The sequence below is a fragment of the Polynucleobacter yangtzensis genome (assembly GCF_027924165.1).
GTDB lineage: Bacteria > Pseudomonadota > Gammaproteobacteria > Burkholderiales > Burkholderiaceae > Polynucleobacter > Polynucleobacter yangtzensis.
In genome coordinates this window covers 1,331,460-1,355,531 of sequence record NZ_AP026973.1, presented here as the reverse complement: position 1 = coordinate 1,355,531, position 24,072 = coordinate 1,331,460, and the positions used below count along the sequence as shown (strand labels likewise).

Annotated in this window: 22 protein-coding genes and 1 riboswitch; of the genes, 12 read left to right on the top strand and 10 right to left on the bottom strand. The window is 46.9% G+C overall.

What is annotated here, in order from left to right; all coding sequences use genetic code 11:
- Positions 1–20: 20 nt before the first annotated feature.
- A riboswitch (cobalamin riboswitch) is annotated at positions 21–237 on the bottom strand.
- An 82-nt stretch (positions 238–319) separates the two neighbouring features.
- From QMF28_RS06700 to QMF28_RS06675, 6 genes are all read left to right on the top strand, one after another.
- Positions 320–937 (top strand): Crp/Fnr family transcriptional regulator, encoded by a 618-nt coding sequence (locus QMF28_RS06700; RefSeq protein ID WP_068323860.1) that lies wholly within the window; start codon positions 320–322, stop codon positions 935–937.
- Between the two features lie 202 nt (positions 938–1,139).
- Entirely contained in the window at positions 1,140–2,849 is a 1,710-nt protein-coding gene (gene oxc / locus QMF28_RS06695) for an oxalyl-CoA decarboxylase (protein ID WP_068323857.1), read from the top strand.
- A 48-nt stretch (positions 2,850–2,897) separates the two neighbouring features.
- Entirely contained in the window at positions 2,898–4,148 is a 1,251-nt protein-coding gene (gene frc / locus QMF28_RS06690) for a formyl-CoA transferase (RefSeq protein WP_281741859.1), read from the top strand.
- A 71-nt stretch (positions 4,149–4,219) separates the two neighbouring features.
- Positions 4,220–4,648, top strand: coding sequence for a PAS domain-containing protein (locus tag QMF28_RS06685; protein ID WP_068323851.1), 429 nt, complete (start codon positions 4,220–4,222; stop codon positions 4,646–4,648).
- Between the two features lie 140 nt (positions 4,649–4,788).
- Entirely contained in the window at positions 4,789–6,036 is a 1,248-nt protein-coding gene (frc, locus tag QMF28_RS06680; RefSeq protein ID WP_068323848.1) for a formyl-CoA transferase, read from the top strand.
- Position 6,037: 1 nt separating this feature from the next.
- Positions 6,038–6,970 (top strand): methionyl-tRNA formyltransferase, encoded by a 933-nt coding sequence (locus QMF28_RS06675; protein WP_281741856.1) that lies wholly within the window; start codon positions 6,038–6,040, stop codon positions 6,968–6,970.
- Positions 6,971–6,999: 29 nt separating this feature from the next.
- On the opposite strand, the gene QMF28_RS06670 is transcribed toward QMF28_RS06675, so the two are convergent.
- From QMF28_RS06670 to metG, 5 genes are all read right to left on the bottom strand, one after another.
- Positions 7,000–7,815, bottom strand: a complete 816-nt coding sequence (locus QMF28_RS06670; protein WP_281741854.1) for a bestrophin-like domain — start codon at positions 7,813–7,815, stop codon at positions 7,000–7,002.
- 39 nt (positions 7,816–7,854) lie between these two features.
- Positions 7,855–8,706 carry a pantoate--beta-alanine ligase gene (gene panC, locus QMF28_RS06665; RefSeq protein WP_281741852.1) on the bottom strand — a complete coding sequence of 284 codons (852 nt, stop codon included), beginning with the start codon at positions 8,704–8,706 and terminating at the stop codon, positions 7,855–7,857.
- Positions 8,703–9,578, bottom strand: a complete 876-nt coding sequence (locus QMF28_RS06660; RefSeq protein ID WP_281741850.1) for a segregation and condensation protein A — start codon at positions 9,576–9,578, stop codon at positions 8,703–8,705. The genes panC and QMF28_RS06660 overlap by 4 nt, the downstream gene beginning before the upstream one ends.
- Positions 9,571–9,759: a DUF3460 family protein gene (locus QMF28_RS06655; protein WP_068323839.1), complete on the bottom strand. Its 189-nt coding sequence runs from the start codon at positions 9,757–9,759 to the stop codon at positions 9,571–9,573. The genes QMF28_RS06660 and QMF28_RS06655 overlap by 8 nt, the downstream gene beginning before the upstream one ends.
- Before the next feature lie 104 nt (positions 9,760–9,863).
- On the bottom strand, positions 9,864–11,534 hold the full coding sequence (gene metG, locus QMF28_RS06650) for a methionine--tRNA ligase (RefSeq protein WP_345739965.1): 1,671 nt from the start codon (positions 11,532–11,534) through the stop codon (positions 9,864–9,866).
- 161 nt (positions 11,535–11,695) lie between these two features.
- Between metG and QMF28_RS06645 the strand changes: the two genes are divergently transcribed.
- From QMF28_RS06645 to QMF28_RS06630, 4 genes are read left to right on the top strand one after another with little or no spacing between them, the layout of a single operon-like run.
- Complete coding sequence (locus tag QMF28_RS06645; protein WP_068323836.1) at positions 11,696–12,538, top strand: formate dehydrogenase accessory sulfurtransferase FdhD; 843 nt, start codon at positions 11,696–11,698, stop codon at positions 12,536–12,538.
- Positions 12,539–12,578: 40 nt separating this feature from the next.
- Positions 12,579–13,145, top strand: coding sequence for a dCTP deaminase (dcd, locus tag QMF28_RS06640; RefSeq protein WP_281741846.1), 567 nt, complete (start codon positions 12,579–12,581; stop codon positions 13,143–13,145).
- 12 nt (positions 13,146–13,157) lie between these two features.
- Positions 13,158–14,075: an ion channel gene (locus tag QMF28_RS06635; RefSeq protein ID WP_281741844.1), complete on the top strand. Its 918-nt coding sequence runs from the start codon at positions 13,158–13,160 to the stop codon at positions 14,073–14,075.
- Positions 14,072–16,339 carry an arginine/lysine/ornithine decarboxylase gene (locus QMF28_RS06630; protein WP_281741843.1) on the top strand — a complete coding sequence of 756 codons (2,268 nt, stop codon included), beginning with the start codon at positions 14,072–14,074 and terminating at the stop codon, positions 16,337–16,339. The genes QMF28_RS06635 and QMF28_RS06630 overlap by 4 nt, the downstream gene beginning before the upstream one ends.
- A gap of 47 nt (positions 16,340–16,386) precedes the next feature.
- Here QMF28_RS06630 and QMF28_RS06625 read toward each other — a convergent pair whose 3' ends face one another.
- From QMF28_RS06625 to argH, 3 genes are read right to left on the bottom strand one after another with little or no spacing between them, the layout of a single operon-like run.
- Positions 16,387–17,916, bottom strand: a complete 1,530-nt coding sequence (locus QMF28_RS06625) for a TRAP transporter large permease (protein ID WP_281741841.1) — start codon at positions 17,914–17,916, stop codon at positions 16,387–16,389.
- Positions 17,913–18,464, bottom strand: coding sequence for a TRAP transporter small permease subunit (locus tag QMF28_RS06620; RefSeq protein ID WP_281741840.1), 552 nt, complete (start codon positions 18,462–18,464; stop codon positions 17,913–17,915). Before QMF28_RS06620 ends, QMF28_RS06625 begins: the two co-directional genes overlap by 4 nt.
- 5 nt (positions 18,465–18,469) lie before the next feature.
- Positions 18,470–19,888 (bottom strand): argininosuccinate lyase, encoded by a 1,419-nt coding sequence (gene argH, locus QMF28_RS06615; protein ID WP_281741839.1) that lies wholly within the window; start codon positions 19,886–19,888, stop codon positions 18,470–18,472.
- 43 nt (positions 19,889–19,931) lie between these two features.
- On the opposite strand from argH, the gene hemC reads away from it, so the two are divergent.
- Together hemC and QMF28_RS06605 are read left to right on the top strand one after the other, a co-directional pair.
- Complete coding sequence (hemC, locus tag QMF28_RS06610; protein ID WP_281741837.1) at positions 19,932–20,897, top strand: hydroxymethylbilane synthase; 966 nt, start codon at positions 19,932–19,934, stop codon at positions 20,895–20,897.
- A gap of 14 nt (positions 20,898–20,911) precedes the next feature.
- Positions 20,912–21,736, top strand: a complete 825-nt coding sequence (locus tag QMF28_RS06605) for a uroporphyrinogen-III synthase (protein WP_281741835.1) — start codon at positions 20,912–20,914, stop codon at positions 21,734–21,736.
- Positions 21,737–21,739: 3 nt separating this feature from the next.
- Here QMF28_RS06605 and QMF28_RS06600 read toward each other — a convergent pair whose 3' ends face one another.
- Both QMF28_RS06600 and QMF28_RS06595 read right to left on the bottom strand, forming a co-directional pair.
- A complete protein-coding gene (locus QMF28_RS06600) occupies positions 21,740–22,312 on the bottom strand; it encodes a chorismate--pyruvate lyase family protein (RefSeq protein ID WP_281741834.1) in 573 nt (190 codons plus the stop codon).
- Positions 22,313–22,314: 2 nt separating this feature from the next.
- Positions 22,315–23,859: a DEAD/DEAH box helicase gene (locus QMF28_RS06595; RefSeq protein ID WP_281741833.1), complete on the bottom strand. Its 1,545-nt coding sequence runs from the start codon at positions 23,857–23,859 to the stop codon at positions 22,315–22,317.
- Between the last annotated feature and the right edge of the window lie 213 nt (positions 23,860–24,072).

Genomic DNA, 24,072 nt, shown 5'->3' with positions numbered 1-24,072 from the left:
GCGCGAAGATCCCCGTCCGCAAAATTCCACCTGTCTTGGCCGGTATCCGGGCTAGTAAATATCAGAATCTGGCCTTCCCATGCGATTGACGCGCACAGTGGCTTTGTCAGATTCCTGACGCCTTTAAAGTGAGAATAAAAGACGCATTTACCTACCGTTGCGGGGGCAGCACACGTTTAGTGTTTCCCGTTTAACTTTATTGCATTGCAATAAAGCACCACGACCCCGCCATTCTAGCTTATCTGCTGGGGTCAAAGCCCCCAAATCCCGCTTAAAAAGGTAAAAAAGCCTACAATGTGAGCTCTAGGAGCAAGTATTGATGACCGTATTAGATAAGCATCCCGAAAAAAACCTGATTCGTCTGCAGTTGAGCCAAAACTCGGTCTTAAAAAGCTTAGATCCAGCTGCAATGGCTGAGTTGGAGCGTCATTTAGAGATCTCGGACCTCAAAAAATCGGAAATTTTGCTTCATCAAGGCGACCATCAGATGGAGCAGTACTTTGTTTTGGACGGCATCCTAAAGCGTATTGTTTCTAGTGCAGATGCAAAAGAAATGATCCTGCGTTTTGCCATCGAAAAAGATATTGAAACTAGCTATGCGGCATGGCGTCTGAAGACGGCTGCCCCCTACAGTATTGCCTCTGTGACCAAGGCCCGCGTGGCTCGTATGCCCCTCAAGAAGTGGGCGGAGTTCTTGGATGAGCACAAGATTCTTAAAGAGAGTTTTGAGTTTGAAGTCATGCGCCTGATGAGTGAAATCATGGCCCATACGATCACTTTGCATATGCTCGATGCCCCAGGTCGGGTAGAGCGTTTCCTGCGTAAATACGAGGATTTGTTTGAGCTCCTTCCTAAAAAGGAGCTGGCGGCTTACCTCAACCTCTCCCCGGAGACATTGAGTCGCCTCAAAACAAAGCATAAAGAGCTTTTTGTATAAGTAGCCACCCAGCTGTAATTACAGGATTTAGAGGGAAATTGACCGAAGTCAATGATGAACCCCCTCCCCAAGCCTAATATTCATCTCAGCCTAAGCGGGGTCAAAAATTCCGCAGTGCGATTAATAACTAAATTGGAGACATTAGCGAAAGCTAAATTGCATTAGCCCTTATCGGGCGATTTGTGATTCTTGAAAAATTTCTATGACAACAGATAATCAAAACACACAGTTAACGGATGGTTTCCATCTCGTCATTGACGCCTTAAAGGCAAACGACCTTGATACGATTTTCGGCCTGGTTGGTATTCCAATTACCGACTTATGTCGTTTAGCACAGGCTGAAGGTTTGCGTTTTATTGGCTTCCGTCATGAGCAGCATGCAGGTAATGCTGCAGCGATTGCTGGTTACATGACGCAAAAGCCAGGCATTTGCATGACAGTTTCTGCACCTGGTTTCTTGAATGGCTTAACAGCACTTGCTAATGCAACTGTGAACTGCTTCCCAATGATTTTGATCTCTGGTTCAAGCGAGCGTGAAATCGTTGACTTGCAACAAGGCGACTACGAAGAGATGGATCAGCTCAACGCGGCTAAGCCATATTGCAAAGCTGCTTATCGTATTAACCATATCGAAGATATTGGCATCGGTTTTGCACGTGCAATTCGCGCTGCGGTTTCTGGTCGCCCAGGTGGTGTGTATTTGGACTTGCCAGCACAGTTGCTCGCGCAAACAATGCCTGTTGAAGAAGCTAAGAAATCCATCTTCAAGGTAATCGATCCAGTTCCACGTCAGATCCCAGCGGCTGATGCGGTTGCTCGTGCATTAGACGTGTTGAAGGGTGCTAAGCGTCCATTGATTCTGTTGGGTAAAGGCGCTGCTTATGCTCAAGCTGATAAAGAGATCCGTGATTTGGTTGAAAAATCTGGCATTCCTTATTTGCCAATGTCTATGGCTAAAGGTTTGTTGCCAGACAATCATCCACAGTCTGCTTCTGCAGCGCGCTCATTTGTATTAGCTGAAGCTGATGCAGTGTTATTGGTTGGTGCGCGTTTGAATTGGTTGCTTGCACATGGTAAAGGTAAAACTTGGGGTAAAGAACCTAAGAAATTTATCCAAATCGATATTCAGGCAAACGAAGTGGATAGCAACGTACAAATCGCTGCTCCATTAATTGGTGATATTGGTTCATGCGTTGGTGAGCTCTTGAAGGGCATCTCTGCTGTTCCCAAGCCAAGCGCTGAGTGGATTGCAGCTATCACCGAGAAGAAAGATAAGAACACAGCCAAGATGGCTGAGACATTGGCTAAAGAAGCAAACCCAATGAACTTCCATGGTGCATTGCGTGTGATTCGTGATGTGATCAAGAAGAACCCAGATGTGAACTTGGTAAACGAAGGTGCAAATACACTCGACTATTGCCGCGCAATCGTTGATATGTATAAGCCACGTAAGCGTTTTGACTCTGGTACTTGGGGAATTATGGGTATCGGTATGGGTTATGCGATTGGTGCTGCTGTAACTAGCGGTTTGCCAACAGTAGCCGTAGAGGGTGATAGCGCGTTCGGTTTCAGCGGTATGGAATTGGAAACTATTTGCCGTTACAACTTGCCAATTACAACAGTTGTTTTCAATAACAACGGTGTATACCGCGGTACCGACGTTAATCCAACTGGCGGTGCTGATGTTGCGCCCACCGTGTTTGTTAAGGACGCTCGTTACGACAAGATGATTGAAGCATTTGGTGGCGTAGGTTACTACGTAACTACACCAGCAGAGTTAGAAGCGGCCTTAACAGAAGCAATTGCTGCCGGTAAACCAGCTCTCATCAATGCTGTTATTGATGAAACTGCAGGTACTGAGAGTGGACGTTTAACAAACTTAAACCCATCCACAGCAGCTGCTAAGAAGTAATTCAAGATAAATTTAGAAGTAAACAAGAAAGACTTAAGGAGAAACAACATGACTAAACCATTAGACGGTATTCGCATTATTGACTTTACACACGTACAAGCAGGTCCTGCATGTACTCAGTTATTGGGCTTTTATGGCGCAGACGTCATCAAGGTTGAGCGTCCAGGTGCTGGCGACGTTACTCGTAGCCAGTTACGCGATGTGCCGGGTGCTGATGCTTTGTATTTCACAATGCTCAACGGCAATAAGCGCTCTTTGACTTTGGATACTAAGACTCCAGAAGGTAAAGAAGTTTTAGAGAAGATGATTAAAGTTTCAGATGTAATGGTTGAGAACTTTGGCCCAGGTGCGTTAGACCGCATGGGATTCTCTTGGAAGCGTATTCAAGAGTTGAACCCAAAAATGATTTTGGCTTCTGTTAAGGGCTTTAGTGATGGCCACTCATACGAAGACTTAAAAGTGTATGAGAACGTTGCTCAGTGTGCTGGTGGCGCCGCTTCTACTACTGGTTTCTGGGATGGTCCTCCTACAGTTTCTGCTGCTGCTTTGGGCGACTCAAACACTGGTATGCACTTGGCAATCGGTATCTTGACAGCGTTGATGCAGCGTCAAAAAACTGGCAAAGGTCAAAAAGTATCTTGCTCAATGCAAGACGCTGTATTGAACTTGTGCCGCGTGAAGTTGCGCGATCAACAACGTTTGGACAAAGTTGGATACTTGGAAGAGTACCCACAATACCCACACGGTTCATTCACTGACGTAGTTCCACGCGGCGGTAACGCTGGTGGTGGCGGTCAGCCAGGTTGGGTGTTGAAGTGTAAGGGTTGGGAAACAGATCCAAACGCGTATATCTATTTCACAATTCAAGGTCACGCTTGGGAGCCAATTACTAAAGCTTTGGGCAAACCAGAGTGGGCAACTGATCCAGCATATATGACTGCTGAAGCTCGTCAAGATAAGATTTTTGACATCTTCGCAACTATCGAAGACTGGCTCAAAGATAAGACTAAGTACGAAGCTGTGGACATCCTCCGCAAATTCGATATTCCATGCGCTCCAGTTCTCTCAATGAAAGAATTGGCTGCTTCACCAGACTTGCGTAAGAGCGGTTCTATCGTTGAAGTTGATCACAAAGTACGTGGTAAGTATTTGACAATCGGTAGCCCAATCAAGTTCTCTGATTTGGAAATCGAAGTGAAGCCATCTCCAGTATTAGGTGAGCACACCGATGAAGTGTTGGCTGACCTTGGCTACAGCGCTGATGACATTGCTAAGTTGCACACGGCTAAAGCAGTTTAATAATAAGTAACACTGGCATTATCTTGAAGGCGCTCCTTGTGGGCGCCTTTTTTATTCTATAGACTGGACCCATGAATACCGATATCGATTTACATCAATTAGTGGAGTGCGTAGGTGATGCGATCATCGTGGCTGATGCCCATGAAAAGATCGTGCTTTGGAATCCTGCCGCAACTCGTATCTTTGGATATTTGGAAGAAGAGGCTTTGGGTAATACTTTGGATCTCATAGTTCCAGAGCGCCAACGTCAAAAACACAATGAGGGTTACAGCCACTCCATGGAGACCGGCACCACTCGCTATGGAACATCTCTATTGAAGGTGCCTGCCAAACATAAGGATGGCAGCATGCTGTCGATTGCCTTTACAGTAGGAATGCTATTTGACGCCTCTGGTAAGGCCAATGGGGTGGTAGCCATCATTCGGGATGAAACCGAGCGCTTTGCCCAAGAAAGGGCTCTCAAAAAGCGTCTTGCCGATCTTGAAAATCCTCAGACTTAGCCACATATAGTCTTATAGCGACGCCAATTCAGGCTTAAAAGGGATCTGTGCCCAAATATTGGGCACGCACCATTTTTCCCTATTTCCCGCTGGTAAAATTGCCTCAATTCAAAATTTTCATTCTTATTAGGACTTAAACCATGGCAAAAGCACTAGAAGGGGTCAAAATCCTCGACTTTACGCACGTTCAATCAGGCCCAACCTGTACTCAGTTACTGGCTTGGTTTGGTGCTGACGTAATCAAAGTGGAAAAATCTGGCGAAGGTGATGCAACACGCGGTCAGTTGCGCGATATCCCTGATGCTGATAGCTTGTATTTCACGATGTTGAACCATAACAAGCGTTCTATTACCGTAAATACCAAAACCCAAAAGGGTAAAGAAATTCTTGAGCGCCTCATTAAAGAGTGCGACGTTTTAGTTGAGAACTTTGCACCAGGTGCTTTGGATCGCATGGGATTTTCTTGGGAGCGTATACAAGAACTTAATCCAATGATGATCATGGCTTCTGTAAAAGGCTTTGGTCCTGGCCCATACGAAGATTGCAAAGTGTATGAGAACGTAGCGCAATGCGCGGGCGGCTCAGCATCAACCACTGGTTTTGACGATGGTCCTCCGATGGTAACTGGTGCACAAATCGGTGATAGCGGAACTGGTTTGCATTTAGCGCTCGGTATTGTGACTGCCCTGTATCAACGTACTCACTCTGGCCGTGGTCAGAAGGTATTGGCAGCAATGCAAGATGCAGTATTGAACTTGTGCCGCGTGAAGTTGCGCGATCAACAGCGTTTAGAGCGTGTTGGCTTGATGCAAGAGTACCCTCAGTTCCCGAACGGTGAGTTCGGCGACTCCGTACCCCGCGCAGGCAATGCTTCTGGCGGTGGTCAGCCGGGCTGGATTGTGAAATGCAAAGGTTGGGAAACAGATCCAAACGCCTATATGTATGTAATCGTTCAGGCTCCAGTTTGGGAGGCCATTTGCAAAGTAATCGGTCGTGAAGATTGGATTACTGATGTACGTTTTGCATCACCAATGGCGCGCTTGCCACATCTCATGGAAATTTTCGGTGAGATCGAGAAGTGGACTATGACGATGACCAAGTTTGAAGTAATGGATATCCTCAATCAGTACGACATTCCATGCGGCCCAATTTTGTCCATGAAAGAAATCGCTGAAGAGCCTGCATTGCGTGCTACTGGCACCGTGGTTGAAGTGGATCATCCAATTCGTGGCAAATACCTCACTGTTGGTAACCCAATCAAGATGTCTGATAGCCCAACAGAAGTGACACGTTCACCATTGCTTGGTGAGCACACCGATGAGATTCTTCATGAGTTGGGTTACACCACTGACGATTTGATTTCTCTCCGTCACGACAAGGTGATCTAAGATGCGGGTTGCTTTGATTGGGAGTGCGGATTTTGGTAAAGCAGCATTAGAAGCTTTTTTAGATCGCGGCGATGAAGTGGTTGCCGTTTTCTGCCCACCTGATAATCCTAAATCAAGCAAGCCGGAAGTCTTAAAAGAAGCTGCACTCGCAAGGGGATTAAACCCCTTGCAGTTTGCCTCTCTGAAGGGGCCTGAGGCTGCTCAGGCGCTGATTGATAGTAATGCAGATATCTGCGTAATGGCATATGTCATTCAATTTGTACCGCAAGAGCTCTGCAAGATTCCGAAGCACGGCACTATTCAATATCACCCATCCTTACTACCTAAATATCGCGGCCCAAGCGCCATTAACTGGGCGATCGCATTAGGTGAAGAGAAAACGGGCTTAACGATCTTCCGCCCATCTGATGGTCTGGATGAAGGCGAAGTAATTTTGCAAAAAGAAGTTGCCATTGGGCCTAATGACACATTAGGCAAGATCTACTTTGATCACCTTTTCCCAATCGGCGTTAAAGCATTGCTCGAAGCAGCTGACTTGGTGGTCGCAGGCAAGCATCAAGAAATTGTTCAAGATGAATCCCAAGCGAACTACGAAGGTTGGTTTGATGCGAATGCTGCTCAGATTCATTGGGCAACCCATATTAGCCAGATCTACAACTTGATCCGCGCATGCAATCCAGCACCTGGTGCGTGGACGAAGTTTGGCGAGCAAAAGGTTCAGATCTACGATTGCCACAAGCACGTAGCTGCTACATTCGGCGCTGTCAAAGGCAAACCTGGAGAAGTAACTCAGATCACGCTTGATTCAATCTTCATCACCTGCCATGGTGGGCAGATTGAAGTCCTCAAGGCCAAAGGCGCTGCAGGTAAGGTGACTGGTGCTGAATTAGCTAAAGAGCTGAATTTAGAAGTAGGGCAGTTCTTTGCCCTCTAACCCCTCTAGCCTCGATTTGCCTTTGCAGATTATTTGATGATCTGCAAATAAGGAGCGTGCGAGATCGAAATTAGACCTTGATAGGGGCTGCTAAAGGTCAAGGCCAGAATACAAAGCGGCGTGAGAACAGTGAGGGTGGCGATTGACATGGCTACCATTAAGGCTTTCGGCTTCGTAGAGTGACTAAAAGCGACAGATATCAGTACCAATACTGCTAAAAAAAGGATCGCATACCAACGAACGGGATGAAGATCAAATGAAGCATACGCTTGACGAGTTTCACGCGCTGTATTGATGGCATAGAACTCGTTTAACAATGCCTTTGATTCAGCCTTGTCGGGCTGAGTATTCACCGCCTTAAATATTTCTGATCTCATGGCGATAAATTTTTCGTCAGTAATTGGTGAGTTTGATCGCCCTGTTGCTAACGTTTTCCACTCATCCTCAACGATTGACTTTATATAAACCTTGGCTGAAGTTACAAGGTTGCTATCTTTCAAATTTGGAGCGGAATTTGCTAGACTAATAATAGTCATAACACTTTGACTCTCGGTTTTGATGGCTCTAGTAGCAACACTATAGTTATCCCAGACAGAGGTCGCCAGCAGGGCAGCGGTTAAAGAAAATAGAACTGCAGGTAGGCTAAAAAAAGGGGCGACCAGGCCTTCATATTTTTCAAGCAGAGATTTGGTTTTTGGAATCACAAAAAGTGCTGTAATGATGGTTGTGAGACCTATAAACCCAATACAAAGGGCTAAGATTAAGCTAAGCTCAGTTTTGAAAAATAAGTTTTGCAATTTGCACCTTTCTAAGTTGGTTGCACTGCTTATGGCATGATTTGCCATCGCCAAATACTGAAAGCATGGCCCTAGACGCCTTAATGATTAAATCTCTAAGTTATCAATCAGGCGTGTTTTGCCAAGCTTAGCTGCTGTGAGGATGACGAGTGGTTCACCATTTTGCAGTTGCTCGTTTGATGCAGGCGCTAAATCGCTTTGCTGACGTATCGCAATGTAATCAGGCTTCCAACCGCGGTTTGCTAGAGAGGCAACTGCTAATTTTTCAATTTCAGAGATTGCATTCGCATCGCGTACATTCAAATCAAGTACACGTTGGCGTACTTCTTTTAATGTCTTCATAAGCTCTGGTGCTTCAGCACGTTCTTCAACTGAAAGGTAGCCATTACGCGAGGAGAGGGCAAGGCCATCTTCCGCACGAATGGTTTCACCAGGAATAATTTCCACTGGCAAAGCAAACTGCTTGGCCATCTGGCGAATAATCATTAACTGTTGGTAATCTTTTTTACCAAACACGGCAACCTTAGGCTGAACACAAGAGAAGAGCTTTAGAACAACGGTGCAAACACCCTTAAAGAATCCAGGGCGGAACTCACCCTCGAGGATGTCGCCTAACTGCTGCGGTGGATCAACTCGGTATTCTTGGGGCTGTGGGTATAGATCGCGCTCGGTAGGTGCAAACAAGATATACACACCTTCTTTTTCCAGCTTATCGATATCAGCCTGCATAGTGCGAGGGTAGCTATCAAAATCTTCGTTGGGACCAAACTGTAAACGGTTCACAAAGATGCTGGCAACTACAGGATCACCATGTTGTCTTGCTAAGCGCATTAGAGAGAGGTGGCCCTCATGGAGGTTACCCATGGTTGGTACAAATGACGCACGGTTTTGGCCGCGCAAGTGGTCACGCAACTCCTGAATGTCGCTAATAATTTTCATGCAACAGGGGTGTAGGCAAGACGCACATAAATTGGCGCATACGGCTCAGCTTGAGTAATTTCAACTAAAGCTTCACGTGAGAGCTCAAGCATTGCGATGAAGTTCACGATCACCACTGGTATGCCTTTGCCAGATTTAATGGCATCTTCAAATAACTCACCAAACTCTACGAATTTAGTGCCTTGTAAACGGCGCAAGATGCGTGTCATGAAGTCGCGCACTGATAATTCTTCACGAGTAATGGTGTGATGTTGCGTGAGCTTGGCACGGTGTAGAACATCACGCCAAGCTGCTTGCAAGTCTTCTACATTGACATCCGGCCATGCAATCGCAATAGTAGTGTCCACATAGCCATGAGCCACTTGGAAGTCACGACCTTGTTGTGGAATCTGATCAAGTTCCTGAGCAGCAAGTTTCATGCGCTCGTATTCGAGTAAGCGGCGTACCAATTCAGCGCGTGGATCTTCCACCTCTTCTTCACTGTCTGCCTTCTTCATTGGCAGAAGCATGCGGGACTTAATTTCAATCAACATAGCAGCCATGAGTAAGTACTCGGCAGCTAGTTCTAAATTGTGATGACGGATTTGATCGATGTAGCTGAGGTACTGTTGCGTAACCTGTGCCATCGGAATATCCAGAACGTTGAAGTTATGTTTGCGAATGAGGTAAAGCAGTAGATCTAATGGGCCTTCAAATGCTTCTAGAAAAACTTCTAGTGCATCTGGTGGGATATAAAGATCGGTAGGGAGCTTAAAGAGTGGCTCGCCATACAGTTTGGCGAACGCTTCCGACATGCCATCGGTAACCGATGGAGTGCTATCTAGTAAGTCCGATATTGGCTGAGCGCTTGGCTCATTGCCAGAGTTAGTCATTCGAATACACGTAAGCGCGTTGCTTCAATTTCGCAGCTTTTGCGCGACGTTGATCTTCAACGCTTAATGGCTCTTTGTCCCAGAGAAGGGCGCGACCAGCTTGCTGTTCAGCCTCGAGGTTTGGGTGCTCGGATTTGAGTTCATTTAAGAACTGGGTGAATTCAGATTGATATCTTGCCATGGCATTTCCTAAAATACTCAATAAATTCAATAACTTATGAAATTAATTCGAAAAGTTATCTAGGGACTACAACCGCCATTATAGGTGTTTTTTTAGGGGGCTTTTTACAAGTTTGCAGCCAGCAAAGCCTCAATTTGTGGGGCTTCAACCCTAGTCATTAGGTGCTTGTATGGCTTGATAGGGGTCTTGCTGGAAAGGGGGGTATTAATGTCCGCCCAGGAAAGGGATGGCAAGGAGAGAAATTCCTCTACGCCAGCAGCTACATGAGGAATAACTGGCTTGAGATACAGGCTGAGCATGCGGAATGCCTCAAGAGTAATACTGCAGACCCTTTGCAGCTCAGCTTCACGCTCTGGATCTTTGGCGATTTCCCATGGCTTGTTCTCGTCAACAAAGCCATTCACCTTATCTGCTAGTTCCATGACGGTACGCAGTGCTTTGGCATACTCGCGTCCCTCATAGAGTTCGGCAATTTTTTCGCTAGATGACGCAATTTCTTTAAGCAGTGGATTACTCATTGCTTCATCAGAAACAACGCCTCCAAAACGCTTCACCAAGAAGCCAGCGCTTCGACTTGCGATGTTGATGTATTTACCTAATAAGTCACTGTTAACACGCGCGACAAAATCTTGAAGATTTAAATCTAAATCTTCCATGCTGTCATTGAGCTTGGTTGCAAAGTAGTAGCGGAACCACTCTGGATTAAAGCCGCATTCAATCACGCTGTTTGCAGAGATCAGTGTGCCGCGTGACTTACTCATCTTCTCGCCGTCAACCGTTAAGAAGCCGTGTGCAAAAACATTGGTTGGCGTGCGGTAACCCGCAAATTGCAAAGTAGCCGGCCAAAATAGAGTATGGAAATACAAAATGTCTTTGCCGATGAAATGGTATTGCTCAGTTGTTGTATCTGGCTTAACCCATTCATCAAAATTGAGGCCTTTAGCCTGGCAATAATTGAGGAAACTAGCGTAGTAACCAATAGGGGCATCAAGCCAGACATAGAAGTACTTGCCTGGTGCATCGGGGATTTCAAACCCAAAATACGGGGCATCGCGGGAGATATCCCAGTCGCCCAACTTGCTTTCGCCGGGTTGACCAACCCATTCTTTCATCTTATTGCGAGCCTCTGGCTGCAACGGTGTTTTTACTTGAGTCCAGTCGCGCAAGAACTCTTCGCAACGCGGATCTGATAACTTAAAGAAGTAGTGATCAGAAATCTTTTTGATTGGTGTTGCACCACTGACTACTGAGAATGGATTCTTGAGGTCAGTAGGTGAGTAGGTTGCACCACACTTTTCGCAGTTGTCGCCATATTGATCTTTGGCGCCACACTTAGGACATTCGCCTTTAATGAAGCGATCTGGCAAAAACATTTCCTTAACAGGATCGTAGGCTTGCTCAATAGCTCGCTTTTCAATCAATCCTGCATCACGCAGCTTTATGTAAATGCTCTGCGCAAGTTTTTCATTCTCTGGACTGTCTGTGGTGTAGTAGTTATCGAATGAAATCAGGAAGTTATCAAAGTCACGCTTATGTTCTTTCCAAACATTAGCAATCAGTTCTTTTGGTGTAAGACCTTCTTTTTCGGCGCGCAACATGATGGGGGTGCCGTGAGTGTCATCGGCGCCAACGTAATGCACTTCATGGCCACGCATTCTTTGGAAGCGAACCCAAATATCGGTCTGTACATACTCCACCAGATGGCCGATATGGATCTGACCATTGGCATACGGTAGGGCGGAGGTAACAAGAAGGCGGCGTTGGGAACTGCTCATGTAATGCGGACTTAAATAAGAAGGTTAAAAGGTTAACTGGGGTTTAGCCCTCAATTATGCTGGCTTATGCAGTGATTTTAGTCTGCGGTTAAAGTAAAGCACCGTGAAGTCTTCATAAACCCCGATAAACTTCCTTTAAGCCCGACCCCGAGAGAGTATTTATGGCAGCAAAACCCAATATTCAGATGTCCTGCGCCTCCGTGCCCGTAGTGCATGAGGTTGAGGTTATGGATGAAATGGGACGTCTTAAAAAGACCCATATTCCTGGTGAGCGCCCTCTGACTATTTACTTAGATAAGCGTGAAGTTGTAACCCTCATGACGCTGGGTAGCGCTCCGGAGGCTCTAGTGCTGGGCTATTTGCGTAATCAGCGCCTGGTTGAGTCTCCAGACGATATCGAGAGCATTCAGGTGGACTGGGAGACGGATTCAGCTGCTGTGAAAACCCGCCGGAGTACGGTGGATATTGATGCCCTAACGAGTAAGCGGGTGGTGACGACGGGATGTGGACAAGGCACGATGTTTGGTGGCCTCATTGAGGAGATGGACGAGATTCAGCTTCCTCAAGGACCGACATTGTCCCAAGAGGCAATAGTTACTTTGATTGACTCCATCCGCATTCATGACACCATCTATAAAAAGTCTGGTTCAGTCCATGCATGTGCAGTTTTTGAGCGCGACGGTAATGAGGGCGTACGTCTTTTGCATTTCATTGAGGATGTGGGTCGCCACAATGCAGTCGACTCGATTTCTGGCTTGATGTGGTTGGCCAATAAACCGGGCAGGGATCTCATTTTCTTTACTACTGGCCGCCTAACCTCAGAGATGGTAATTAAGGGCGCCCAGATGGGCATTCCCTTCCTCTTGACCCGCTCAGGAGTCACCTTGATGGGGTTAGAACTGGCTCGCAAAACCAATCTCACCATCCTGTCTCGCTGCTCTGGCAAACACTTCGAGATCTATAACGCCCCTGAGAGGGTCGTTTTTAGCCAAAAACCCCAATAAATTCATGGGCAGGTATGGGCGAAGGTTTTACAATTCGCCCATGACTATTAAATCTGACCACTGGATCCGCCGCATGGGCAAGCAAGGCATGATCAGCCCATTTGAACCTGGGCAAGTTCGCCAAGACTCCTCAGGCAACAAAATCGTAAGTTATGGCACTTCAAGCTATGGCTATGACATTCGTTGTGCAGACGAATTCAAAATCTTCACCAATATCAATAGCACCATTGTTGACCCAAAGAATTTCGACGAACAATCCTTTGTTGATTTCAAGGGTGACGTTTGCATCATTCCGCCGAATTCATTTGCGCTAGCAAGAACGGTTGAGTACTTTAAAATTCCACGCAGCGTCCTTACTGTTTGCGTTGGTAAGAGTACATATGCACGTTGCGGCATTATTGTGAACGTCACACCATTTGAGCCAGAGTGGGAAGGTTATGTCACTCTAGAGTTTTCCAATACCACACCATTGCCTGCCAAGATTTATGCAGGTGAAGGCTGTGCACAAGTACTCTTCTTTGAGAGTGATGAAGTGTGTGGTACATCGTATAAAGATCGCGGTGGTAAGTATCAAGGTCAGCGGGGCGTTACCCTGCCCAAGACCTAAGCCATTACGGCAGTGCGTAAATTTTTTCCATTTAATCGCCGTCCTGCGCGAATTAATTTAGACGAATATCGTGCAACACTCTCGCGCACTGAAGTTGCACGTCCAGAGAACAATTTTTATCACTGGCTTTTAGGGACTAGCTGGGGCAGTTTTATGCTGCTGGTGGTCTTGGTTTATCTTGGGGCCAACCTTCTGTTTGCCTTTGCTTACTTGGCTTGTGGAGATGGCGCAATTACTCATGCTCAGCCCGGTTCTTTGTTGGATGTCTTTTTCTTTAGTGTGCAAACCATGGCAACGATTGGTTACGGTCGTATGACGCCAATAGGTAGCTGGCCAAATGCCATAGTGACCTTTGAAGCCTTTTTTGGAATTGTGTATTCCGCATTAACCACCGGTTTGGCTTTTGCACGCTTCACTAGACCGACTGCTGGTGTGCGCTTCTCTAAAGTGGCTGTCGTTGGAAGTCATGATGGCGTACAAACATTTAAGTTTCGCGTAGCAAATGATCGCAGCTCGCATATTGTCGAAGCGCAGTTACGTCTGTGGTTGATCGCCGAGAGTATGACGAGTGAGGGTGAGCGTTATCGTCGCTCAGTCGAATTGCAGTTGCACCGTTCTGAGAGCCCAGTATTCTCATTGACTTGGACTGCGATGCATAGTGTTGATGAGACAAGCGCCTTAAAAGATTACTTGGGTAAAGAGGCAATTGAACGTCAATGGCATTTGCTGATTACCTTCACTGGTTATCACGAGAGCTTAGCCAATCAGGTCTACGCTCGCCATGTTTACTTGCCTAAAGATGTGCAGCAAAATGCGACATTCATCGATATAGTCACAGCATTGCCAGATGGTGATCGAGTAATTGATCTAACCAATTTTGATAAGTGGGTTCCGAATACATCGGACAAGTTAGTAGGGGAGTATTTATGAAATTTCGTTTCCCAATCATCATTATTGATGAGGACTTCCGCTCCGAAAATATTTCGGGCTCAGGAATTCGTGACCTTGCTGAGGCGATTGAGAATGAGGGCATGGAGGTTATTGGCTTAACCAGCTATGGTGATCTGACTTCGTTTGCTCAGCAAGCTTCTCGCGCATCTACTTTCATTGTTTCGATTGATGATGAAGAGTTTGACTCTGATTCTGAAGACCATGATCTTCCGGCTTTAAATAACCTACGTGCTTTTATTACCGAAGTGCGTAAGCGTAATGAAGATATTCCAATCTTCTTGTATGGTGAGACTCGTACTTCACGTCATATGCCTAATGACATCTTGCGTGAATTGCACGGCTTCATTCATATGAATGAAGATACGCCTGAGTTTGTTGCGCGTCATATTATTCGTGAAGCAAAGGTGTACTTAGATTCTCTAGCGCCACCATTCTTCCGGGCGTTAACTAACTACGCTTCTGAAGGTTCATATTCTTGGCATTGCCCGGGCCATTCAGGTGGCGTTGCATTCTTAAAGAGCCCAGTAGGGCGAATGTTCCACCAATTCTTTGGTGAAAACATGCTCCGTGCTGACGTTTGTAATGCTGTTGAAGAGTTGGGTCAACTCTTGGACCATACTGGCCCAGTTTTACAGAGCGAGCGTAATGCTGCCCGCATCTTTAATGCCGACCATTTGTTCTTCGTAACTAACGGCACTTCAACATCAAACAAGATTGTTTGGCACTCTACTGTTGCGCCGGGCGATGTTGTATTGGTGGACCGCAATTGCCATAAATCAGTCATTCATTCCATCACCATGATGGGCGCGATTCCTATCTTCTTGATGCCTACCCGTAATCATCTGGGCATTATTGGCCCGATCCCAAAGGAAGAGTTTGAATGGAAAAACATTCAGAAGAAAATTGATGCCAATCCATTCATCAAAAATAAGAATGTAGTACCTCGCGTAATGACGCTGACTCAAAGTACCTATGACGGCATCGTCTACAACGTTGAGATGATTAAAGAGATGCTCGATGGCAAAGTTGACTCTTTGCATTTCGATGAAGCTTGGTTGCCACATGCTGCCTTCCATTCTTTCTATAAGGATATGCATGCCATTGGCTCAGATCGTAAGCGCACCAAGAAGAGTTTGATGTTTGCTACCCAATCAACCCATAAGTTATTGGCTGGCTTATCCCAGGCATCTCAAGTATTAGTGCAGGATGCGGAAGATACAAAATTGGATCGTGACTGTTTCAATGAAGCTTATTTGATGCATACCTCAACCAGCCCTCAGTACGCCATTATTGCCTCATGCGACGTATCTGCGGCCATGATGGAGTCTCCTGGCGGCACAACCCTGGTAGAAGAATCTATTGCTGAAGCAATGGATTTCCGTCGCGCTATGCGTGAAGTGGACGATAAGTTTGGTGCTGACTGGTGGTTTAAGGTCTGGGGTCCAGATCATTTGGCCGAAGAGGGTATTGGTGAGCGTTCAGATTGGGTCTTAGAACCATCCGCTGCTTGGCATGACTTTGGTAAGTTGGCTAAAGACTTCAACATGCTAGATCCTATTAAAGCGACAGTGGTTACCCCTGGTTTAGATATTGAGGGTAACTTTGGCTCGATGGGTATCCCAGCCAGCATTGTTACCAAGTACCTTGCAGAACATGGTGTGATCGTTGAGAAGTGTGGCCTGTACTCCTTCTTCATCATGTTCACCATTGGCATTACTAAGGGCCGTTGGAATACTCTTGTAACTGAATTGCAACAATTTAAAGATCACTTTGATAAGAATGCGCCTTTGTGGAAAGTGTTGCCAGAGTTCGTAGCTAAACACCCACGCTATGAGCGCGTTGGCTTAAAAGATATTTGTCAGCAGATCCATGAGTTCTATAAGAGCCGTGATGTAGCACGTATGACAACAGAGATGTATACCTCAGACATGGTTCCTGCGATGATGCCTTCAGAAGCATGGGCGAAGATGGCCCATAAACAGGTAGATCGTGTGCCGCTAGATCAACTGGAAGGGCGCGTGACTGCGATGTTGGTTACACCGTACCCTCCAGGCATTCCATTGCTTATCCCGGGCGAGCGTTTTAACAAACGCATCATTGACTATCTCTACTTTGCTAGAGACTTCAATGAGCAGTTCCCTGGATTTGAAACGGATATCCACGGTTTAGTGAAAACTAGCATTGATGGGAAAAGCGAGTACTACGTGGATTGCGTTAGACAAGAGCGCGACATTACTCTTTAATTCAGGCTTTATGTTGCAATACGATGCCCCGCAAATGCGGGGCATTTTTATTTGACCGACTTGTCCAGTTGAAAAGTCACCGGGGCATCCTCATCCACCTTGGTTGATGGGGTATCTGGCTTATTTTCATCGCTGGTGAAGTTGAAGTCCTGACTCTCTGCGACTGCAGCAGGCTTATCTAAGAAGGTCGTCACCAAGGCGGGGAAAGCAATCACGACCGCAACCATCACTAATTGGAGTGCTACCCAAGGCAAGGCGCCCCAGTAGATATCGCTACTCTTCACTTCCTTAGGAGCCACGCCTCTGAGATAGAAAAGGGCAAAGCCAAATGGGGGGTGCATGAACGAGGTTTGCATGTTTACGCAAAGCATGACTCCAAACCAAACTAAAGCAGCGCTGGCCGCTGCTTGTGGATTGCCATTCATGGATGCCAAAAGTACTGGGGCTAATAGTTTGACAGCTACTGGCGCCAACATCGGTACAACGATGAATGCGATTTCAAAGAAGTCCAGGAAAAAGGCTAAGAAGAAAACAAATAAATTCACTACAACTAGAAAGCCAACCCAGCCGCCCGGTAAATTGGAGAAAAGCTCTTCGACCCAGAAGCCGCCATCCACTCCTTGAAACACAACAGAGAAGCAAGTCGACCCAATCAAAATAAATACCACCATGGCAGTAATGCGCATAGTGTTCTGATAAGCCTCTTGTACTAGACCATTAAGGTTCGGAATGCTCGCCCTTCGAATCCACGCTAGTAATAGCGCACCCATTGCGCCCATCGCTCCAGATTCTGTCGGTGTTGCAATGCCAGTCATGATGGTCCCTAGTACTAAAAAAATTAGCACTGCAGATGGGATGATTCCCATGAGGCACTTTTTCCAAAGCGCCCAGCCCTTTAGCGTGAGATCACTCTCGGGAACTGGCGGCAAGTAGTCGGGGCGAATGCGGCTTAGGAAGAAGGTATAGAGCGCAAAGAGGGCGATCTGTAGAAGTGAGGGCCCCCATGCGCCCAGATACATGCTGCCCACATCAGCACTGCCGCTTTGTGTTTTTAGTTGATCTGCCAAAACAATCAATACCAATGATGGTGGCACTAATTGAGTAATGGTTCCAGATGCCGCTAAAACGCCTGTAGCGTAGCGCATGTTGTAGCCGTAACGCATCATCACCGGTAACGAGATCATTGCCATAGCGATCACCTGAGCGGCTACGGTGCCGGTAATGGCACCCAAGATAAATCCAACGATGATGACGGAGTAACCTAGACCTCCACGGACCCGCCCAAAAAGCTGCCCCATTGAATCAAGCATCTCTTCTGCAAGCCCACAGCGCTCAAGAATGGCGCCCATAAAGGTGAAGAAAGGTATGGCTAGTAATAAATCATTGGCGAGCACGCTGCCAAAGATACGTTGTGGAATAGCTTGTAAAAATGCCATTCCAAAAAAGCCTTCGCTAATTGCAATGAGAGAGAAAAATAATCCTGCTGCCATCAGTGAGAAGGCGACCGGGAAGCCGATCAACATAAAGACGATCAGTCCACCAAACATTAAGGGTGGCATCCACTCCAATGGAATCATTGCATCGGCTTTTCGTAACGAAGGTCTTCGGCGGGCAAGGTAATGTCACCTTTGAGTGCACCGATACGTTTGATGATTTCAGATAAGCCTTGTAGGCTCAGCATGAAAAATCCAAATGGAACCACAAACTTAATGGGGTAGCGAGCTAATCCACCAGAGTTCAGCGAGTGCTCCATCACTAACCAAGATGGATAAAAAAGAGTGGTCCATGAGAGCCATGCAAACAATAGGCAAGCTGGCATCAAAAAGAAAGTTAAGCCAAAGAGGTCAACCCATAAACGACCACGATCAGAAAGCTGGGAATAAATTAAATCAACCCGAACGTGCTCGTTGCATCTAAGTGTGTAGGAGGCGCCAAGCATGACTGCGGCAGCAAAGAGGTACCACTGCAGCTCAAGTGGCCAGTTGTTGCTGATATCTAATCCATAGCGCAGAAGTGCATTGGCTGCTGACACTACGCAAGACAGCAAAATCATCATGCTTGCTGCCTTACCCAGAAGCTGGTTTACGCGATCAATGCCTGCAGAGAATTTGGACCAAAACCCCATGCAATTTAGAGATCTGTACGACCCCGTTTGATGGCTGCAAGAACTTGAGCAGGGGCGGTGCCACCTGCGTGTTGGCGTGATTGAACTGAGCCATCCACTGTGAGCAATGCAAAAACATCATCACTCATTAACTCAGGGCGATTATCAAGACCACAAGCAAAGCGAAGCTCGGAGAGGCTGAGATCAGTCAGCATGCAGTTTCTGCCTACGCAGGCCTTAACAGCATGTGCTACAGCTTCATGTGCATCACGGAAGGCTAAGCCTTTTTTAACCAAGTAGTCGGCTAAGTCGGTTGCAGTTGCAAAACCTTCTTCAGCAGCTTTCTTCATTACCTCGGCTTTAACTTCAATGTGTGGAACCATGTCAGCAAAAATACGCAAGGTATCTTGCACTGTGTCTACAGCATCAAATAAAGGTTCTTTATCTTCTTGGTTGTCTTTGTTGTAGGCAAGCGGCTGACCTTTCATCAAAGTCAATAAAGAAATCAAATCACCATAAACGCGACCAGTCTTGCCACGAGCTAATTCAGGGACGTCAGGATTTTTCTTCTGCGGCATGATTGAGCTGCCAGTACAAAAGCGATCAGGTAGATCAATAAAGCCAAAGCGTGGGCTCAACCAAAGGATGAGCTCTTCAGAAAGGCGTGATACGTGCATCATCAAGATAGATGCAAAGGCACAGAACTCAATCGCAAAGTCACGATCAGATACTGCGTCCAAGGAGTTATTGCAGATGCCATCAAACCCAAGCGCCTTGGCGACTTGCTCGCGATCGATTGGGTAAGTGGTTCCTGCTAAAGCTGCTGCACCCAAAGGCAAGCGATTAAAGCGAGCACGCAAGTCAGCTAAGCGACTTGCATCACGACTAAACATTTCATAGTAGGCCATCAAGTGGTGACCAAATGTAATTGGCTGCGCTACTTGTAAATGGGTGTGACCAGGCATGATGGTTGAAGCATGCTTCTCAGCCAAATCCAACAATGCCACACGTAAAGATTTCAGAGTCACAGCAATGTCATCGACGCTGCCACGAAGCCAAAGACGTAGATCAGTTGCTACTTGGTCATTGCGTGAACGACCGGTATGCAAACGCTTGCCAGCATCACCAACCAAGGCAGTAAGACGAGCTTCAATATTGAGGTGAACATCCTCAAGGGCGAGTTGCCATTTAAATTGACCGGACTCGATCTCACTCTTAATTTGCGCCATTCCCTTTTGAATATCAGCCAAATCTTGGGCGCTAATGATTTTTTGGGTTGCCAACATCTCAGCATGGGCTAGGGATCCAGCGATATCAACCATCGCAAAGCGTTGATCAAAGCCGATAGAGGCTGTATAACGCTGTACTAGTTCGTCAACGGGTTCGGCAAAACGGGCCGACCAAGCTTGGGCTTTGTTGTCTAAGGAATTGTTTGATGAGCTCATAAACACAGTATATTGGTGTAGGTCTTTGATTATTTTAAATGTTATGTCCCAAACCCTGAATTCCACCCCCTCGGCAGCCCCAAAGCGCCTCGTAATCGCCTCCCGTGAAAGTCGCCTAGCTATGTGGCAGGCTGAGCACGTCCGAGATTGCCTTAAAAAGCTCTATCCGGACTGCGATGTCCAGATTTTGGGAATGACTACCCGCGGTGACCAGATTTTGGATAGAGCCCTCTCTAAAGTGGGCGGTAAGGGTCTTTTTGTAAAAGAGCTAGAAACCGCCCTAGAGGATGGTCGTGCAGATTTGGCTGTGCATTCCTTAAAGGATGTCCCTATGGTGATGCCAGAGGGTTTTGACCTTTCCTGTGTGATGGCAAGAGAAGATGCAAGAGACGCTTTTGTTTCTAATAATTACCCTAGCCTGGAAGATCTTCCTGCTGGAGCGATTGTTGGGACATCTAGCTTGCGACGCGAATCTGTTTTGCGCGCCAAGTTTCCTCATCTCGAGATTCAACCCCTACGCGGTAATTTAGATACACGCATGGGTAAATTGGATAAGGGCGAGTACCAAGCCATTATTTTGGCCGCTGCTGGCTTAAAACGTTTAGGTTTGGAGTCGCGCATCCGTGCATTCTTGCCATATGATCCTTATACGCCTGCTGCAGGTCAGGGCGCTTTGGGTATCGAAACTTTAAGTAAGCATCCGAACATCAAGCAATGGCTTGCTCCATTAAATGATTTGCCAACTCTATTCGCTGTTTCTGCTGAGCGCATGGTGTCACGTCAGTTGGGCGGCTCATGTGAAGTGCCGCTCGCTGCACACGCTGTCTGGGATCAAAATCAAATGCAGATTCGCTCATTTGTCGCAAGCACCGATGGCAAATTTATTTGTCTTGCTAACGGCAGTGCGCAAGTGAAATCAGTTGAGGATGCGGAAGCCCTAGGTCTTGCAGTTGCAAAAGATCTGCTGTCACAGGGTGCAGCAGACCTAATCCCAAAGATTTCTAAATAAACGCATTAGTAGCGATGAGCACTAAAACGATTGTCGTTACCAGACCTAGTGGCCAAGCTCGCCAGCTGATTGAGGTCCTCACTCGTGCAATCGAAGCGAGTGGAGTAGGGAAACGTAGTCTGCCGGAGATACTGTCGCTACCTTTACTCACCATTGTTCCAAAGTCGGACGAACATTTGGCGGACCATATTGCGACTGTATTGAGTAATGCCGATCTAGCTATCTTTGTTAGTCCCAATGCCATTGAAAGCGTGATGCGTTTATTGGAACGAGACTGGCAAGACTTTTCCAAAAAGATCATTCCCATTGGTGTGATGGGTGGCAGTAGCCATTTGGCTTTAAAAAATCATGGTATTGGTTTAGAAGAAAATCCCACTCCCATCATCATCCCTAAAAATAATGAAAACTGGGACTCTGAGGGTTTGTGGCAGGAGCTTCAAGCCCTTCAATGGAATTGGCAGAAGAAGAAGGTGGTGATCTTTAAAGGTGAGGGCGGTCGTGACTGGCTGGCTGATACATTGACAAAGGCTGGCGCTGCTGTAGAGGCTATTTCCACATACAGCCGTGTGCCCTTGGATCTAGATAACCCCGCTTGGCATCTCGTGCGAGAAATGGATTTAAGCAAATCTCTTTGGTTGCTTACTTCTTCTGAGGCGGTGCGTTATCTAGGTGCAGTCATGAAAGATCAGTTTATCCAAAACCTCAATTCTGCTAGCGCGCTATGCCCACATCACAATATTGCTGATGCAGCTGAGTTAATTGGATTTGGTCAAGTCTTTACCAGTGAGCCTGGTGATGAAGCTTTAATTAAATCCACTTTAGCTTGGTTAACAATCTAAGAGCTAAAACTTCACAGCATTCAATAAAGCAGGTAAGAAAATTTCATTTACCAAAATAGGGTGACCCTTTAATCGATAGAGGGTGCGTCGTGCCCATAGTGGTGAACTCAAACCAGGAATATGTTTGGAAGACTTTTTCCATAATTCACTGCTTTTATCTAAACGAGCAATATCTCGCGGAGGCTTTGCTTTTGAGTGCTTGCGGGTTTTGGCGAATAACACAGCCCCTAGAGGCTTTGTACCTAGGCGCAGGACCTTATGATTACTGCCGCTAGAGCTCAAGGTGGGGATAACACTGTGTGCCATGACTAAAGGAGTTCCGTTGGCGCAAAGAAGCACTTCACGCACTCTACAACGCCTCAGCTTGAAATGAAAATAGCGACTTTCGTCGCTATTAAGTGATTGTGGGCAGTCACGCAAAACCTGCACTTCTAGTTTTTGCCCAATTGCTTTCTCAATTTTTTGGGTGAGAGACCCGGTATCGCTTAGCCAAGGTTGCCACTCGCGTGGCGCCCGATGGATTTCACCGGAACCGACTCGATTCCATGCAGAACGGAGACGATTACGGCGAATCATTTTTAGCTACCGCTAAAGTTGCGACGTTGACCGCCAGCCTTTGGTTTCGCAAAACGCGGACCACCTGCTGGACGTGAGTCAGCAGAACGCGCAGGACGTGAGTCAGCAGAGCGGGCTGGACGTGAATCACCTGAACCACCGCCGCCAAAGCGAGACTCTGAACGAGCGCCTGAGCCATAACGACCGCCACCACCGCCTGAGCGATTACCACCAAAGCCGCCACCGGAACGACCGCCACCACCGCCTGAGCGATTACCACCAAAGCCGCCACCGGAACGACCGCCACCACCGCCCGAGCGACCGCCACCAGGACGACCACCGCCACCACCAAAGCTTGGCTTGGCTTGTGGCTCAAGACCTGCAATGACTGAAGCAACGATATCTTGCTGTGTAAAGCGTTCGATATTGCGGATCTTGGCGCGATCACGATGTTCAACCAAAGTGATAGCAACACCATTGCGACCTGCACGACCAGTACGACCGATGCGATGCGTATAGTCTTCTGGTTTCATTGGCAAGCCAAAGTTAATCACGTGACTAATGCGTGGTACATCAATACCGCGAGCCGCTACGTCAGTCGCAACCAAAATCTTGGTGTGACCTTTACGCAAAGACTCAAGGCGACGCATACGCACAGCTTGAGGCATTGCACCGTGAAGGGCAGTAGCTTCATAGCCATTAGCGCGCAAGGTGTCAGCAATTTTTTCGCTCTCAACCTGAGTGCTTGCAAACACAACCGCTTGATCCAAATCGGCATCAGCCAAAATGTGCTCAAGCAGCTTATGCTTGTGTGACATGCTGTCAGCCCAATGCAACTTCTGTTCAATGTTGGCGTGCTTTTCACCTGCATGAGCAAGTTCAATACGCTTGGCATCTGTAGTCAACTCGTTTGCTAAAGACATAATCTTCGGCGCAAAAGTTGCAGAGAACATCAAAGTTTGGTTACGGCCTGCGCAACGCTTATCAATAGCCTCGAGATCATCAGCAAATCCCATGTCGAGCATGCGATCGGCTTCGTCGATAACGAGTTGTTTTACGTCGTCTAAGCGAATTGCCTTGCTGTCGCACAAGTCTAGCAAACGACCTGGGGTTGCAACAACTAACAATGCACCTTTTAACGCCTGGATTTGCTTGCCGTAAGGCATGCCACCCATAACAGTTGCGATACGGATACCTTTCATGCCACGAACTAAATTCACTGCATCTGCGGCAACCTGTTGAGCTAATTCACGAGTAGGGCAGAGCACTAAGACTTTAGGTTGCGCGCGACCTGGTACAGGTGAGTTGTTTGGGTTGTCTTCGATGAGTTGATTAATCAAAGGCAATAAAAAGGCTGCGGTTTTACCGCTACCGGTTTGGCTGCTGACCAATAAGTCACCGCCAGCTAAGGCTGCAGGAATAACCTGAGCTTGCACGGAAGTGGCTTGGGTATAACCCAGTTCAGCAACGTTTTTAAGGAGTGATGCCGCTAGGGCGAAATTCTGGAATTCATTTCCAGCGCTCTTTGAGTCATGTGACTCGTGTTTAGTTTCTTTAGAAAAAGTCATGCTATTACACATCCCCTTTAAGGGATGTCTCCGTATGTTGCACCCATGGTTTTTTATAGGGTGCGATGGTCAAAGGCATCGACCATCAGACAAGCGGCAGCGCGTTTTTGTGACTTCTGTGTTTATGACTTCTAAACGGTACGCTGAAATAGAGCTGGGGGGCGATGAATCAAAATGCTTAAAAAAGCCTCTCATTATGACATTTTGAGGGCT